At 56.9% G+C, this 15,579-nt stretch carries 12 protein-coding genes; 11 read left to right on the forward strand and 1 reads right to left on the reverse strand.

What is annotated here, in order from left to right; genetic code table 11:
• Positions 1-134: 134 nt before the first annotated feature.
• Both ACWGXE_RS06765 and ACWGXE_RS06770 read left to right on the forward strand, forming a co-directional pair.
• Positions 135-1,706: an O-antigen ligase family protein gene (locus ACWGXE_RS06765; protein ID WP_447602376.1), complete on the forward strand. Its 1,572-nt coding sequence runs from the start codon at positions 135-137 to the stop codon at positions 1,704-1,706.
• 24 nt (positions 1,707-1,730) lie between these two features.
• Entirely contained in the window at positions 1,731-3,284 is a 1,554-nt protein-coding gene (locus ACWGXE_RS06770) for an O-antigen ligase family protein (protein WP_447602377.1), read from the forward strand.
• An 830-nt stretch (positions 3,285-4,114) separates the two neighbouring features.
• On the opposite strand, the gene ACWGXE_RS06775 is transcribed toward ACWGXE_RS06770, so the two are convergent.
• Positions 4,115-4,288 (reverse strand): hypothetical protein, encoded by a 174-nt coding sequence (locus tag ACWGXE_RS06775; RefSeq protein WP_447602379.1) that lies wholly within the window; start codon positions 4,286-4,288, stop codon positions 4,115-4,117.
• Between the two features lie 206 nt (positions 4,289-4,494).
• Here ACWGXE_RS06775 and ACWGXE_RS06780 point away from each other — a divergent pair, with 206 nt between their 5' ends.
• From ACWGXE_RS06780 to ACWGXE_RS06820, 9 genes are all read left to right on the forward strand, one after another.
• Entirely contained in the window at positions 4,495-5,811 is a 1,317-nt protein-coding gene (locus ACWGXE_RS06780; protein WP_447602380.1) for a lipopolysaccharide biosynthesis protein, read from the forward strand.
• 16 nt (positions 5,812-5,827) lie between these two features.
• Positions 5,828-7,024 (forward strand): glycosyltransferase, encoded by a 1,197-nt coding sequence (locus tag ACWGXE_RS06785; protein ID WP_447602382.1) that lies wholly within the window; start codon positions 5,828-5,830, stop codon positions 7,022-7,024.
• 15 nt (positions 7,025-7,039) lie between these two features.
• A complete protein-coding gene (locus ACWGXE_RS06790) occupies positions 7,040-8,440 on the forward strand; it encodes an undecaprenyl-phosphate glucose phosphotransferase (RefSeq protein WP_447602383.1) in 1,401 nt (466 codons plus the stop codon).
• 326 nt (positions 8,441-8,766) lie between these two features.
• Positions 8,767-9,225, forward strand: a complete 459-nt coding sequence (locus ACWGXE_RS06795) for a KdsC family phosphatase (protein ID WP_447602385.1) — start codon at positions 8,767-8,769, stop codon at positions 9,223-9,225.
• Positions 9,222-10,673 carry a mannose-1-phosphate guanylyltransferase/mannose-6-phosphate isomerase gene (locus ACWGXE_RS06800; protein ID WP_447602387.1) on the forward strand — a complete coding sequence of 484 codons (1,452 nt, stop codon included), beginning with the start codon at positions 9,222-9,224 and terminating at the stop codon, positions 10,671-10,673. Before ACWGXE_RS06795 ends, ACWGXE_RS06800 begins: the two co-directional genes overlap by 4 nt.
• Positions 10,674-10,855: 182 nt before the next feature.
• Positions 10,856-12,256, forward strand: coding sequence for a phosphomannomutase/phosphoglucomutase (locus ACWGXE_RS06805; RefSeq protein WP_447602388.1), 1,401 nt, complete (start codon positions 10,856-10,858; stop codon positions 12,254-12,256).
• 6 nt (positions 12,257-12,262) lie between these two features.
• Positions 12,263-13,036: a DUF3108 domain-containing protein gene (locus ACWGXE_RS06810; protein ID WP_447602390.1), complete on the forward strand. Its 774-nt coding sequence runs from the start codon at positions 12,263-12,265 to the stop codon at positions 13,034-13,036.
• Positions 13,037-13,301: 265 nt separating this feature from the next.
• A complete protein-coding gene (fbp, locus tag ACWGXE_RS06815; RefSeq protein WP_447602392.1) occupies positions 13,302-14,303 on the forward strand; it encodes a class 1 fructose-bisphosphatase in 1,002 nt (333 codons plus the stop codon).
• Positions 14,304-14,343: 40 nt separating this feature from the next.
• The gene (locus ACWGXE_RS06820) at positions 14,344-15,267 is read left to right on the forward strand and encodes a class I fructose-bisphosphate aldolase (RefSeq protein WP_447602394.1); all 924 of its coding nucleotides are present in this window, start codon (positions 14,344-14,346) and stop codon (positions 15,265-15,267) included.
• Positions 15,268-15,579 lie beyond the last annotated feature (312 nt).

Here is a 15,579-nt window from a genome sequence, read left to right on the forward strand (position 1 = left end):
GGACATGGTTCCTCCGCAATGGCGATGATGAAGGTTGACATGGTCCGGCACCGTCTGTAGAGTTCGCGGTACCTCGCCGGTTAACCCGAAGAATCTCGCAGTCGAACCCTAACGACTCACCGGAGCTTCATTTCATGTTCGCTCGACATCACAGCGGTCCAGGCGCTATGGATCGCGCCGGGCTTTTGTGCCTCGGACTGTTATTGCTGTCCCCGCTCATATTCAAAGTGCGACTGGCGGGGGATATCGTCGTGCATCCATTTACTCCGTTTCTGGTCGTCGCGTGGGGGTGGACCATCTGGGCGGGTCTCGATGCGGTTTGGCAACGGCATCAGCCGGAGTCGATGAAATGGAATATCCTCACGCCGCCTGTTCTGCTGATGGGACTCGTGATCGTCGGCTTGGGATGTAGCCTGGCCTTCAACAGTTTTTGGTCGGGATCGTGGCAGCCGGCCGGATGGTTGTTGCTCGTGAAATGGTTTTTGTATCTGGCCCCGCTTCCCTTTACCGCGTTGCTGGTCATCAGAAACGGGTCTCGCGTCATGAGGTTGTTGAACATCATGATCCCGACGGTGGCCTTGCTGACCTTGGTCTATTCGTTCTTTCGATTCATGCAAGATCCGGCCGCCGGCTTCGCGCACGCCCGATCAGAATCCGAGCCGAGATACTTCATCATGGGAACGTTCGGCGAGGTATTCTCAAGTGAGGGATTAGTGTTGCGCACAGATACAGTCGGGCAGGGCGCCTATGGAATGTACCTGGTGCTGGTGTTGACCTTCAGCATGATCGTCGGCTTATGGAGAGGAATGGACTCGGGCCTTCCACGTTGGTACCGGCGCGGCCAGGCGCTGCTGGTCTGCCCGGCGGCAATGCTGGGCATTCTTTATACCGGCTCGCGGACGACGCTGGTTCTCATGCTGGGAGTTCTGGTGATCATGGTCATCCTGCTGATGAGCCGAGTGACCGCCGCATTGTCCCAGGCACACATGATTCGATTCGTGGTGTTGTCCATCATCGTATCGGTCGCGTGTCTTAGCGTTCTTCGCTATGTGCCGGTCTCATTTCCGGCCCTTGAGCGGCTTGAAGCAACAGTTAAAAGCCGGTTTGAGATCAAACAGAGCGCACTCGGCACGTTCGCACCGCTCACGAATGAACCGCGCCAAGCCGTCGTCCGCAATGTGGAATCCCGTGTATGGGTGTGGGGCCGAACCGTTCGCTACTTGCTCGAGCATCCGATGGTGCTGCTCACCGGTATCGGGAACGACCGCAAGCGTTTCCTGGAAGAAGTCATCGGACTGCCCTATGAAGGCGATCACGTTCATTTTCAGACCGCCCACAATCTCTTTCTCGACGTGCTGGTCAAAGGCGGAGTGGGGACTCTGGCTCTTCTCGTCGCCGCTTGCTTCTGGCTTGTCCGACTTGCCGGCTGTGCCGTGAAGACCGTGATGGTCGATGCGCAATCCAGCGCTCTGCTTGGAATCGGACTGGTCCTGCTGTCTTTCTGGCCCCCGTTCATTCTCGTCAACTTGGTAGGCGAGGAGATGTTCACCGATAATCTTCAGTTGCATTGGACGATGCTGTTCGGGCTCTTGCTCGGCCTCTTGAGTTTGGTCTCGTGTGCTCAGAAAGGTCCAGGCCGGACGCAACCGCTATCCTACGAGCCTCCACCTACCCTCGATCTTGTGACCGCAACGGGACAGGAGTGAATCCAATGTGTCAAGCGAGGAACTATGCACCCATCGCATCATTGTTCCATGCTTGATCGATTTAACAGCGGACAGTCCGCCATGGATCGCTCGGGACTGATCTGTCTAGGATTGTTGCTTCTTTCTCCGCTCCTGTTCAAGGTCCGGCTCATCGCCGACGTCGTCGTGCATCCGTTTACTCCGTTTCTGGTCGTCGCGTGGGGGTGGACCATCTGGGCGGCGCTCGATGCCGTTTGGCAACGGCATCAGCCGGAGTCGATGAAATGGAATATCCTCACTCCGCCTGTTCTGCTGATGGGACTCGTGATCTTCGGCTTGGGATGTAGCCTGGCCTTCAACAGTTTTTGGTCGGGATCGTGGCAGCCGGCCGGATGGTTGTTGCTCGTGAAATGGTTTTTGTATCTGGCCCCGCTTCCCTTTACCGCGTTGCTGGTCATCAGAAACGGGTCTCGCGTCATGAGGTTGTTGAACATCATGATCCCGACGGTGGCTTTGCTGACCTTGGTCTATTCGTTCTTTCGATTCATGCAAGATCCGGCCGCCGGCTTCGCGCACGCCCGATCAGAATCCGAGCCGAGATATTTCGTCATGGGAATGTTCGGGGAAGTGCTGTCAGGCGACGGCTTGGTCTTGCGGACCGACACGGTTAGTCAAGGCGCATACGGCATGTACTTGGCGCTCGTGGTCTTGTTCAGCATCGCACTCGCGCTGGTAAAAGGAATGGATGGAGGACTTCCACGGTGGTACACCCGATGGCAGGTGTTTTTGGTCTGGCCGGCGGCAATTCCTGGGATTCTGTACACCGGCTCGCGGACCACGCTTATTCTCCTGTCCGGTGTCGTGCTGACCTTTATGCTTGCCCTTCTTTGGCGTGGAGCCGCTGTGTTGAAGGAATCGCACATCGTAGGATTTATCAGTTGTCTTCTGCTCCTAGTGTCTGCCAGCAGTTGGGGCGTCAGCGCATATGCGCCGGTTTCCTACACAACTCTTCAGCGATTACAAGACACAGCCGAAGGTCGGTTTGAGCTTCGGGGAAGCGCGCTGGGAAGGTTTTCGCCCTTGAGTACGAATGAAACACGTACGTCCTCAGTGCGAAACGTCGAATCCCGCGTGTGGCTGTGGGGGAAAAGCGTGCGTTACTTATTTGAGCATCCGATGGTGCTGCTCACCGGTATCGGGAACGACCGGAAGCGCTTCCTGGAAGAAGTCATCGGACTGTCCTATGAAGACGATCACGTTCATTTCCAGACCGCCCACAACCTCTTTCTAGACGTGCTGGTCAAGGGCGGTGTGATTAATCTGGCCATTTTACTGAGTGGTTGTATCTGGCTGTTCATCCTTCCCCTGAAAGTTGTGACCGCCGGGGAACTCAGTATGCAGTCGAAAGCACTGATGGGAATCGGATTAATGCTGTTATCCTTCTGGCCGTCCTTCATAGTCGTTAATCTCATCGGCGAAGAGATGTTCACCGACAATCTCCAGTTGCACTGGACGATGCTGTTCGGGCTTCTGTTGGGCCTGTTGAGCCTGCCGGTAGATATGTCGAAATCATCTGAGCACGCCAGCTATCAAAACTAGGTAGATCGTGAATGGAGGAATGCGGGCGATCCGTCGCGCGCCATTGTTGAGCCTTCGCTGTGCCGGGAGAAGTTGCAGCCGTCATCCTTCACTTATCGCTAATGCGTCTTTTAGAAAGACTTCTCGTTCACGAATAAACTCGCCATACATCTTTGCCGGAGAAATTTTGATAGTAGACCGTCCTTGCAACACTACAAATACAGAGATCATCGACAACAGGAATGATTGTATCGAAATCAGAACAACGCCTATTACTGTGGTCGTCGTCCATCCGGGTGTGACCCACAGCGAGAGCATTCTGATGGCAACCAATGCCGCGATGATTACAAGGCAAATGGCGGAAACTATGCACGTCGCGATAATTATCCGTATCAACACCGCTTCAACGAAGACTGACATGGAGCTCAGGCCGTGGGATATCAACGATATGAACCCCATTTGCGATTTTCCGTCGTAACGCTTACCCCGATCAATCAACGTACTTGCGTATGGTAACTTGGAGCGTATCAGTGCGCCGGGCAGATGATTCCAGAAAGAGAAGAGCGAATGGCAGGAAATAGAAAACAGACAAAAGAAAAACCTGCTGCCCAAGCTTATTCGCTGCGTTCTTGCGCCGCATTCATATCCGTTCCCCATTGGGCAAATCAAGTTTGTCCTGTGAAGATCGTCCTCAGTCGGAACTTGACATCAGATTCCTTAACCAGATTAGGCCGCCGCCTTCTTCAAACGGACTTCCGCGCGATATCCTGTTGCGGCCAGGACTCGAATGAGCACATCGGTCGAGACTCCGTGTGTATTCCCGTTTGCAATCGCGGTCACTCGCGTCCTGGTTACCCTGAGTTCATGACACCCGAGGCCACTGCCGGCATCAGGCGGCTGAGTGGCAGGCCGATGTGGAGGCGTTTCTGCACGTCACGGAGTGCTTCGCCGATCTCTCGCCTGATCTCTAATGGCAGCCCTCGAATGAAGGCGAGGGCTTTGGGATGAAAGGTGATCGCCTTCATCGGTGCAGCATGTCTTAAATTCAAGACATTGGCAAGGAGCTATCGAGAGAGCTTGATCCTCGCAAGTTGAACACCATGCCGGGACGGTCAAAATATTTCGGCTCGCATAGCCCTGGCCTCGCTGGAAGCTGTTCCGCTTGTAGTGGGCCGCCTGCGATGATAGAACTTGGGGCGTGTGGCCTCACCGTGGACGCTGGATTCATATTATGAATTCCACTAGGCAGATTCATTCAGGTTTCGCGGGCCTGACTCGTCCCGTTATGTGGCTGATTGCCTCGGACATCTTTTCTCAAGGAATCAGGTATGGGCTTGTGCTGTACCTTGGATTTCACTCGCTGGCTTTTCTCGGAGCGTTTCTGTTCGGCACGGCGACAGGTGCCTTGTTGGCCGTGATAATCGATTTCGGCATCAATCAACATTGGATCCGTCTCCCGGCTTCAGATCCGGCACTGAATCGGTCAACCTTTACCCGTGTTCTTCTCGCCAAGACCGGCTTATCAGCCTCCGGCCTGATGCTGATTCTTGGAATAGCCGGAGCGGCTACCTGGAATATTGGTTCGATGCCGGCTATGGCCGGCGGGCTTTTATTGGCGCTGGTGCAGGGGTTGGCTGAAGCCTGCGAATCCATGTGCCTGGCGCGACATCGCTATCGATTGGTGTCCCTGTTTCGGGTCTGGTTGGGCTTGTCCATGTACGGGCTGCCATTGATCATGGGACTTCTCTTTATGGCGGGTGGCGGGGATGAGGAATTCTCTGTCCTCCTGCAAATCGCGTCGATGACAAGTGTGGCGATGCTCTGTTGGTACGCATGGTCTGCGGGCGTTTCATTGCCTTCCGGTGCGGCCGAATCGATGGCCGGCTATCAGCAGGCCTGGAAGGAGGCGCGGTGGTTGGGACTCAATCAGACCGCCATCGTGGTCGATGTCCGCGCTCCTTTGGTGATCCTGGGGCTCATGCTCGGTGGAACCGCCGTCGGACTCTACGGGTTGGTCCAGCGAACCACGGCGGTCGTCGAACTGGTATGGGCTTCGCTGTCCAAGCTCCTGCTGAAATCATATGCCGAGACGGCGTCGGCGGGTGAGACGGCGGATGTGCGCAGCCGGATGCTGGCTGCAAGCAAGCTGACGGGCCTCATCATGGTCGGCGCGACGCTTTCGGTGTGGGCCGGTACTTTGTTCATCGAGCGGGGGATGGATGTGTCGGAAGAGAGGTCCGTCGCGCTTTCGCTTCTCCGATGGGCGCTCGTGGCCATCACCTTCAGTTCGCTGAAACGCCCGCTCGTCACCGGCCTTCTGGCGCTGCATCACGAACGGGTGGTTTCTCGTATTAATGTCCTGTCGGCGGCGGGGAGTATCATGCTGATTCCCCTGCTTATTTTTTCGTTCGGCATCTGGGGACCGGTGATCGGCTGGACCGTACTGGAGGGCATTGCTTGTCTGCTTCTTATTCGCCACTTCTTATCCATCCCGTTCGCGCCGCGATCCGGGGTGGATGAACCTCTGCCGCAGCGCGCCGGCATCTGAGCGAGGCGAGTGTTCCATGGATATGAATCATCTTAAAGTCGCGCTCGTCCACGATTGGCTTACAGGCATGAGGGGAGGGGAGCGTTGTCTCGAGGTCTTTTGCGAGCTGTTTCCCTCGGCCGACCTGTTCACGTTGCTGCATGTGAAAGGCACCGTTTCCGCGACGATCGAACGGCATCGCATCCGAACCAGTTTTGTGCAGCGGCTGCCGCTGGCGGCCTCCCGGTACCGCTATTATCTTCCCTTGTTTCCGGCTGCTATTGAGCAGTTCCGGCTGCGGGACTATGATTTGGTATTAAGCTCGAGTCATTGCGTCGCCAAAGGGGTCCATGTGGCCGATCCGTCGACACATGTCTCGTATGTGCATGCCCCCATGCGATATGTTTGGGACCAGTTCGACAATTATTTCGGCCCGGGCCGGTCAGGCCTCTGGGCCAGAGGCGCCATGCGGGTATGTCGAGCACGGTTGCAACGCTGGGATGTCGGATCATCCAAGCAAGTCCATTCGTTCATCGCCAACTCGCGTAATATCGCGGGGAAGATCAACGCTTATTACGGACGAGAAGCGGCGGTGGTTCATCCGCCGGTCGACTGGCACGATTTCGCCTTATCGCCGGAATCAGAAGATTTCTACCTGATGGTGACGGCGTTTGCTCCATACAAAAAGGTGGATGTGGCCATCGAAGCCTGCAATCGTCTCAAACGGCCGTTGCGCATCATCGGATCAGGCCAGGATGAATCCCGATTGCGGGCATTGGCCGGTCCAACCGTTACCTTTCTCGGCTGGCAGCCGGATAAGATCGTGCGCGCGCACTATGCCCGCTGCAGGGCGCTGCTATTTCCAGGAGAAGAAGATTTCGGTATCGTTCCGCTCGAAGCGATGGCCTGCGGCAAGCCGATCATCGCGTTGGGAAAAGGCGGCGTGTTGGAAACCGTGGCGCCGCTGGAGCCCGGATTGGCGGCGGGAAGCGACGGCCGAACATCGGTCCCAGAAGGGCAGCACCAAGCCCCACCGACCGGCGTGTTTTTCCATGAGCCGTCGGTCGAATCGCTGACTGAGGCGATTGAACGGTTTGAACGACAGAGCCGGTCGTTCGATCCCCAAGCGATCCGGCGCCACGTGGCCGGTTTCGACCGGGCGCTCTTCAAACGGCGAATTTCCGATCATATCATGACGACGCTTTCACATAGACGCGCCGGAGACCAGCACTGAGCCGGTAACTTCTGCATGCTCAAACGTCACTCACAATTTCTGAAGAGTCTCCTCTTCCTGTTCGATCTCAGCGTGATCTGTGTCTGCTGGATCGGCGCCTACGTGATCCGTTTTTCCGGCGTGGTGGAGCCGGTGACGAAGGGCATACCGCCGCTCCAAAACTATCTTTGGCTGCTCGTGCCGATCATCATCGTCTGGAGTCTCTCGTTTCAGGCGTTTAACCTGTACCGCCCTCGCCGCATGGGGACGCATTTGGGCGAATTTGTCGATATCGCGAAGGCCAACACGCTGTCGGTGCTCATCCTGGCTGCCGTGACGTTTTTTTTAAGGCAGTACGAATATTCGCGCCTGGTGTTGGTGTACTTCTGGCTGCTGAATCTCGTCTCGCTCGGATTCTCCCGCATGTTGTTCCGCGAAGGATTGCGGTTCCTGCGCCGTCGAGGGTTCAATCAGCGCCATTCGCTCATTATCGGAACCAGCCGGTTGGGCCGCCGGGCCGCCGAGGCCTTGGCCCAGCATGCGGAACTCGGAGTCGCGATTCAGGGATATCTGAGTTCCGATCTGCGGAGAGTGGGCGACCGCATCGGCGGGATTCCGGTCGTCGGAACGTACCGGGATTTGAATGATCGAATAGCCGGCGGCATTGATATCGTGTTTGTCTGCCTGCCGCCGGAAGATGAACAATGGGCCGAAAAAGTGTTCTCCACTCTCTCGACGACCATGGTCGAAGTGAAGGTCTTGCCGGCGGTGTGCGAGTTCATGACCTTGCGGGCGGAAGCCGAAATGTTCGAGGGGCTGCCGGTGATTACCCTGCAAGGCTCGCCGCTGCATGGATGGAATCTCGTCATCAAACGGGTGATGGATATGCTCGGCGCTGCGGCTGCATTGATCATCTGCGCGCCGGTGATGCTGCTCATTGCCGCAGCCATCAAGACCGCCTCTCCCGGACCGGTGCTCTTTCGCCAGATTCGGATGGGGCTCGACGGCCGGGCGTTTGAAATGTTCAAGTTTCGTTCGATGCGCGTGGATGCGGAAACGGATACCGGTCCGGTCTGGACGCAGCCGAACGATCAGCGGCGCACGCCGATCGGGTCGTTTCTGCGAAGAACCAGTCTGGACGAATTGCCGCAATTCTGGAACGTCCTGAAAGGCGAGATGAGCATTGTCGGACCTCGACCGGAGCGGCCGGAGTTTATCACCCGCTTCCGGGAGACCTTGCCCCAGTATATGCTCCGGCACAAGATGAAGGCGGGCATCACAGGATGGGCCCAGGTCAACGGATGGCGCGGAAACACTTCCTTGGAAAAGAGAATCGAATATGACCTGTATTATATCGAGCACTGGTCCATCTGGTTCGACATCAAGATCATGTTCCTGACGGTATGGCGCGGGTTTGTCCACCGACACGCCTACTGACCGGTTGCCGGTACCGCGGGACCGGCTCATCCTTACCGTGTTACCCTGAAGCCGCATACAATCCTGAACAAGCTGAACCGGTCATTCACCGCACCAGTTTCTTTCCGCCGCTCTCAGCAGTCGGTATGGTCGGGCTGTAGGCTTTTGGTCTGATGATCTGTTTTCTTGTGTTTCACCGGGCAGCTTGCTAACATCGCGCATCAGGTATGGCCAGTCACGTACCGCGACGAAAGCCTGTCAGTTCCTCCGGAAGGTCCCTTCAACTTATTCTCCGCGAGATCCGTCTCTTTGCGACGGACGTAGACGGCGTTCTGACCGATGCCGGCATGTATTATTCTGAGTCGGGAGACGAATGGAAAAAATTCAACACCAGAGACGGCATGGGGATCAAGCTGCTTCAGAAAGCCGGACTCATGACTGCTATTGTCACGCAAGAATCGACCAAGCTGGTCACCAGGCGCGGACAAAAATTGACGATTCCGGAAGTGCATCAAGGGGTCTACGACAAGCTGGCGCTGTTGCGTGAGTTAGCCGGCCGATACGGATGGACCATGCAGCAGGTCGCCTACATCGGAGACGATGTGAATGATTTGGAGGCGCTCGAGGCAGTGGGGCTGTCCGCCGCTCCCGCCGACGCGGTCGCGTCGGTCTTGGCGTCCGTCCGATACCGATGCAAAAAAAAAGGCGGAGAGGGGGCGGTTCGTGAAGTGGCGGACCTGATCCTTTCCGCGCAGACGGCTCACGAGGGAAGACATAGCCGGCCTCAGCCCAAGAGGATTGTATGAAACGCCACACCCATCTCTATCCCGTTATCCTGGCAGGCGGCAGCGGAACCCGCTTTTGGCCGTTGAGCCGCCACCTGTATCCCAAGCAGCTGCTGCGGATTATCGGAGACCACACCCTGATTCAGCAGACCATGCAGCGGGTGCTGGGCTGCGCGAAGGCGGATCACGTGTTAATCTCCACGAATCCCGGCCAAGTCGATTCCATGCGCGTGCAGCTCAGTGACTGGAAAGACGCGCTGAAAGATAATTTCGTGGTCGAGCCGATCGGTCGCAACACGGCTCCGGCGATTGCGCTCGCGGCGCATGAACTCCTCCGGCGCGATCCGGACGCGATCATGTTGGTCTTGCCGGCCGATCATGTGGTGAAAGGAACCAGGGAATTTCAGGCCGCCGTCGCCATGGGGGCGGACCTCGCCGCCCAAGACTACCTCGTGACCTTCGGTATCACTCCGACGCGGCCGGAAACCGGGTACGGCTATATTCAGCCGCAGATGCGAACCCGCTTGCTGAAGAAAGGAGCCTTGACCGGGTATCCCGTGGCCCGCTTCGTCGAAAAGCCCGATCGAGCCAAGGCCGCTCAGTATGTGAGAACCGGACAGTATTTCTGGAATAGCGGGATGTTCGTCTGGAAGGCCGCCAGCATCCTGCGAGAATTAGAGACGCACCAGCCGGCTTTGGCCAACGCCATGCCGGATATTCACCGGATCATGACCTCCGGCGGACCTCAGGAAAAGGAGGAAGCCTACGGGAAGCTTCCCGCTATCTCGATCGACAACGGCGTCATGGAGCGGTCGGCCCGCGCCGCCGTCATCCCGGTACGCTTCCGTTGGTCTGATGTCGGCAACTGGAGCAGTCTGGAAGAAGTCGTGCCGCGAGACCCTCACGGCAACGTGGTGAGCGGACGTGTGATCGATCTGGGAAGCAAAAATTCCGTCCTGTACGCGGATCGTCGTGTGGTGGCGACGATCGGGTTATCGGACATGGTCGTCGTGGATACGCCGGACGCGACGCTGATTTGCCCGAAGGACCGATCGCAGGACGTGAAGCAAGTGGTGGAGATCCTCAAGAAGCAGGGGGCTCCCGAACACTTGGAACATCTCACCGTCCATCGTCCCTGGGGATCGTACACGGTGTTGGAAGAGGGGCAGGGCTACAAGGTCAAACGGGTAACGGTGAATCCCGGGGGGCGGCTGTCGCTTCAGATGCATCACCAGCGAAGCGAACATTGGGTTGTCATCACGGGAACGGCCCGCGTGACACGGGGAGAAGAAATCTTCGATCTGGCTGTGGGGCAGAGCACCGCGATTCCTGTCGAGACGCCCCACCGGCTGGAAAATCCCGGGGTCTCCACGCTTCATATCATTGAAGTTCAGAATGGGCCCTATCTGGGGGAAGACGATATTGTGCGCTTCCACGACGATTACGGGCGTGACTTAAAGAAAGTATGATGTGGCGATGTGGTGAAGTGGTAAATTCACAAAAGGACGATTTAGTGATGTAGTGATGTGGAGAGAGAGGAAACGATGAATTGGTGAAGTTCGTGAATGATGTAAAGGCGAACTCTATGACCAAACTGACTTCAGTAAATCACGAATCACCAAGTTGTACTTTGTTTATCTAGGAGTCACGCATGGGTCTCTTTCGAGAATATGATTTGCGGGGCATTGTAGGAACAGAGCTGACGATGGATATCGCCGAACGGCTGGGCCGCGCCTATGCCACCCTGGTTGGAGACAAAGGGATCCAGGCTATTGCCCTGGGACGGGACGGGCGCCTGAGTTCTCCCGGCCTGAGGGACAGCCTCTTGCGCGGTCTGCTGGCGGGCGGGCTCAATGTCATCGATATCGGCATCTGCGCCTCGCCGCTCTTGTACTTCTCGCTCTTTCGGCTGCCGGTCGAAGGCGGCATTATGATCACCGGGAGCCATAATGCCGCTGAATATAATGGGTTCAAAATTTGTATCGGCAAGGAAGCCATACACGGGAAGGAGATTCAGGAGCTGCGCGCCGTCATGGAAAGCGGCGCCTTTTCGACGGGGGCCGGCCGAGTCTCAACACATGCGATCATTCCGGATTATCTCGCCTATCTCAAGGAAAGTTTCGCCGCCGTTCACGCCGACCACCTGCACGTGGTCATCGACTGCGGCAACGGCGCGGCCGCATTGGTAGCCAAGCAAGCGCTGCAACAACTCGGTTGCCGTGTGACCGCGCTGCACGGCGATTTAGACGGCACGTTTCCGAATCATCATCCGGACCCGACGGTCGTGGAAAATCTTCAGGATCTCATCCGGGCCGTGCATGATCATAAAGCGGATGTCGGAATCGGCTATGACGGCGATGCCGATCGGATCGGCACGATCGATGAGCGGGGAAATATCCTCTGGGGCGATAAGCTGATGGTCGTCTATGCGCGCGACATCCTTTCGAAACGACCGGGCAGCACCTTTATTTCAGAGGTCAAGGCGTCACAATGCCTCTATGACGACATTGATCGACGGGGCGGGCGGTCGATTATGTGGAAAACCGGCCATTCCTTGATCAAGGCCAAGATGAAGACCGAGGCGGCGGTGTTGGCGGGGGAAATGTCCGGTCATATGTTTTTCGCGGATCGGTATTTCGGGTATGACGATGCCATTTATGCCTCATGCCGGCTCGTGGAAATTCTTGCGACCGGCAAGAAAACCTTGTCGCAGTTGGTGGAGGATCTCCCACCGACCGTGGTGACGCCGGAAATCAGAGTCGATTGCGCCGACCACCTCAAGTTTGAATTGGTGGGGCGCGTGCACAGGCAGCTCATGAAATGCGCCGACGGTGATCGGTCTATCGGAACGTCGGGTTTGAAGCTCAGGCAGCTGGTCACGATCGACGGGGTGCGGGCGGTGTTTGATGACGGATGGGGTCTGATCCGAGCCTCGAATACGCAGCCGGCGCTGGTGCTGCGATTTGAAGCGGCCTCGCCGGCACAGCTCTGCATGATCCGAGCGGCGATCGAAAGCGAACTGGCATCGGCTCGCCGCGAACTCGCCGTGTAACGCCTGGTGTGGCAGAAACAGGCCTCGTTCTGTCTTCTCTTCATTCTCTTGTGGGGAATCCTCCCTTCCGCCGTGTCGTTTTCGGCCGGCGAGAAGGTTCAGTCCTCGGCTCCTCTGCCTTTTGCTCCGGGCGAGCGTTTCAGCTACGACATTTCCTGGTTGTATTTGAAGGCCGGGACGGCCGTCATGGCGGTGGAGGAGGCGCCTGCCGTGAATGGACATCCGGCCCTGAAGTTCCTGACTACAGCTCGGTCCAGTCCCGTCATCACGAAATTTTACCCTGTGTCGAATCACGTGGAATCCATCGTGGCTCTCGATACCTTCCTGCCGGAGCATATGATTTTCAACCGCAGGGAAGGCAAACGCAAGAATGACTTCGAATATACCTTCCATCATCGCGAAGGCGCCGTCACGGCCGTCAAAGACGGGAAGACCGACGAATTACCAATCCCTCAGGATGCACAGGACGCAATCTCCTGTCTCTATTTCGTCCGCAAATCGTTGCCGATGGAGCCCGGCGCGTCGCTCACGATGAATGTCCATCACGATAAGAAGAACTACAAAGTGACCGTGAAGGTGGAAGCGGTCGAAACACTGGAGGGGCCGTGGGGAAAAGTTCAGGCGGCTCGTGTGCTGGCGGTCATGCCCTTTCAAGGCATCTTTCTCAATGAAGGAAATGTTCGAATCTGGTTCACAACGGATCATTATCGCATCCCCGTGAGGATGAAGGCGAAAGTCATTATTGGGTCGATCGTGGCCGAGCTTGTGAACGGGTTCTGATATCCGCGAAAAGTCTTACGCCGATGATCAAAATGAGCCTGCTGCCATCCCGCACCGCATGATGTCCGCGCCGAGTGTTTCGCCTGTGCCCCAGAATGCTCAAACGAATCGAACAAATAATGAGCTAATTCGCGCCGCGTTCGATTGCTCGTGTCCTATAAAGTCGCTATAATCAGCTCCGAATAGCCGGCGTACGCGGATCCGCCTGTCTTGAACTTCACCTGGGTCCGACATCCGGTCCTACACAGCGAAGGACGCACGATAGATGGGAAAGTTCCCGGTCAACCTCAGTCGATTCATCATTGAGCAGCAAGCCGGACATCGGTCGGCGACGGGTGAATTTTCCGTGCTGCTGACGCAGATCGGCATGGTGGGGAAGCTCATCTCGCGTGATTTGCGCCGGGCCGGGCTGATCAACATCTTGGGTACCACCGGCGAGACCAACGTACAAGGAGAAACGGTCAAGAGACTGGACCAGATTGCCAACGAGACGTTTCTCCGGGCATTTGAGCACAGCGGCCTCGTGTCTATGTTGGCGTCCGAGGAGATGGAAAAAGCGATGCCCTTGCCTCAGCATTGGCCCAAGGGCAAGTATATGCTCCTTTTCGACCCGCTCGACGGATCATCGAACACGGACGTGAATATGCCGTTGGGGGCCATATTTTCGGTGTTGAAGCATGAGGGAAACGCTCCCCCGGTCGAAGAGCAACTCTTGCGCAAGGGAACGGAGCAGGTGGCTGCGGGATATCTGTTGTACGGCGCCAGTACCATGCTGGTGTTTACCGTGGGGCAAGGACTTCACGGATTCACCCTGGAGCCTTCCATTGGCGAATATGTCTTGTCGCACGAACACATTTGCATGCCCGCAAGAGGCAAGGTGTATGCGGTGAATGAGGGCAACTATCACAAATGGCCCGCGGGCACGCAACGGTATCTGGACCGTCTTAAGATGACGGATAAAGCAGCCGGCCGTCCCTACAGCGGACGCTATTCCGGCTGTCTGGTGGCCGACGTGCATCGCATGTTATTGAGCGGGGGAATCTATCTGTATCCGGGAGAAAAGGACAAGCCTGAAGGAAAGTTGCGCCTTCTCTACGAGGCAAACCCGTTGGCGATGGTGGTCGAACAGGCGGGCGGGAAGGCATCGACGGGGACGACCCGTATCCTTGATATGCAGCCCACGACGCTTCATCAACGGACTCCACTTTTAATCGGCAGCGCAGAAGACGTGAACGAGGCGGAGGCCTACATCCAAGGCCACGTTTGATACCAAGGACCATTTGACGCAAGACGTGTGGGAGGTTGACATGGGAGATCGCGTACAAGAGATTCTCAGCTGGTACGGAAGCGATAATGCCGGAACGAAGACGAATCTGGCCAGACTCTTGAACGGAGGGAAACTCGGCGGGAGCGGCAAGCTCGTCATTCTGCCCGTCGATCAGGGATTCGAACATGGTCCGGCTCGGAGTTTTGCCCCGAATCCCGCCGGCTATAATCCTCATTACCATTTCCAACTGGCCATTGACGCGGGATGCAATGCGTACGCCGCTCCGCTGGGATTCATCGAGGCGGGCGCCGCTCAATTTGCCGGGCGCATTCCCTTGATTCTCAAATTGAACAACCATGACGTGCTGCACGACGACAAAGATCCACTTCCGTCCGTAACGGGAAGCGTGAGGGACGCGTTGCGCCTGGGATGCAGCGCGGTAGGATTTACGATCTATCCCGGTTCCGCACACTGTCACGTGATGTATGAGCAACTCCGCGGGATCGCCGAGGAAGCGAAGGATGCCGGTTTGGCCGTCGTGGTCTGGTCCTATCCAAGAGGGGCTGGCCTGAGCAAGGAAGGCGAAACGGCGATGGACATCGTGGCCTATGCGGCGCAAATTGCCGCCCAACTCGGCGCCCATGTCATTAAAGTCAAATTGCCGTCGGCCCATTTGGAACAGGCGGCGGCAAAGAAAGTGTATGAATCGGAGCAGGTGCCGATCAAGACTCTCTCGGAAAGAGTCCGCCATGTCGTACAAAGCGCATTCGACGGCCGGCGCATCGTGATTTTTTCCGGCGGCGCCAAGAGCGACGAAAAGTCGTTTTTTGAGGAAGTGCGCGCGATCAGGGACGGTGGTGGGTTTGGGTCCATCATTGGGCGCAATTCCTTCCAACGTCCCAAAGCGGATGCCGTCAAATTTCTTCAGACCGTCATGGGAATTTACGCGGGAGACATTCCTTAGCCCGCATAATTTATGACGGGTCGTGACGAAACTACAGAGACGCCACGCGAGGTCCGCGACGCGAAGAATAATGAGCGTCGGGCTTGTGGACGCCGGCGAGTCGGTGAGCCGGCGGTGTCTTGCGCATGGCGGCGCGAGGGCCCGAAGCATACTTGAAACAGTATGTTGAGGGGCCGAGCGGCGAGCCCGCCCGCCTGGGCCGTATAAATTCACGGCCAGGCTTGTCGTAGCAGCGTATACGCGGTTGCAGTAGAAACGTTCATGACTATTGCGGGTTAGGACCGCTGTCCGGATTGCCGGTAAGGAGAATCG

The organism is Nitrospira sp. Nam80 (assembly GCF_965152575.1).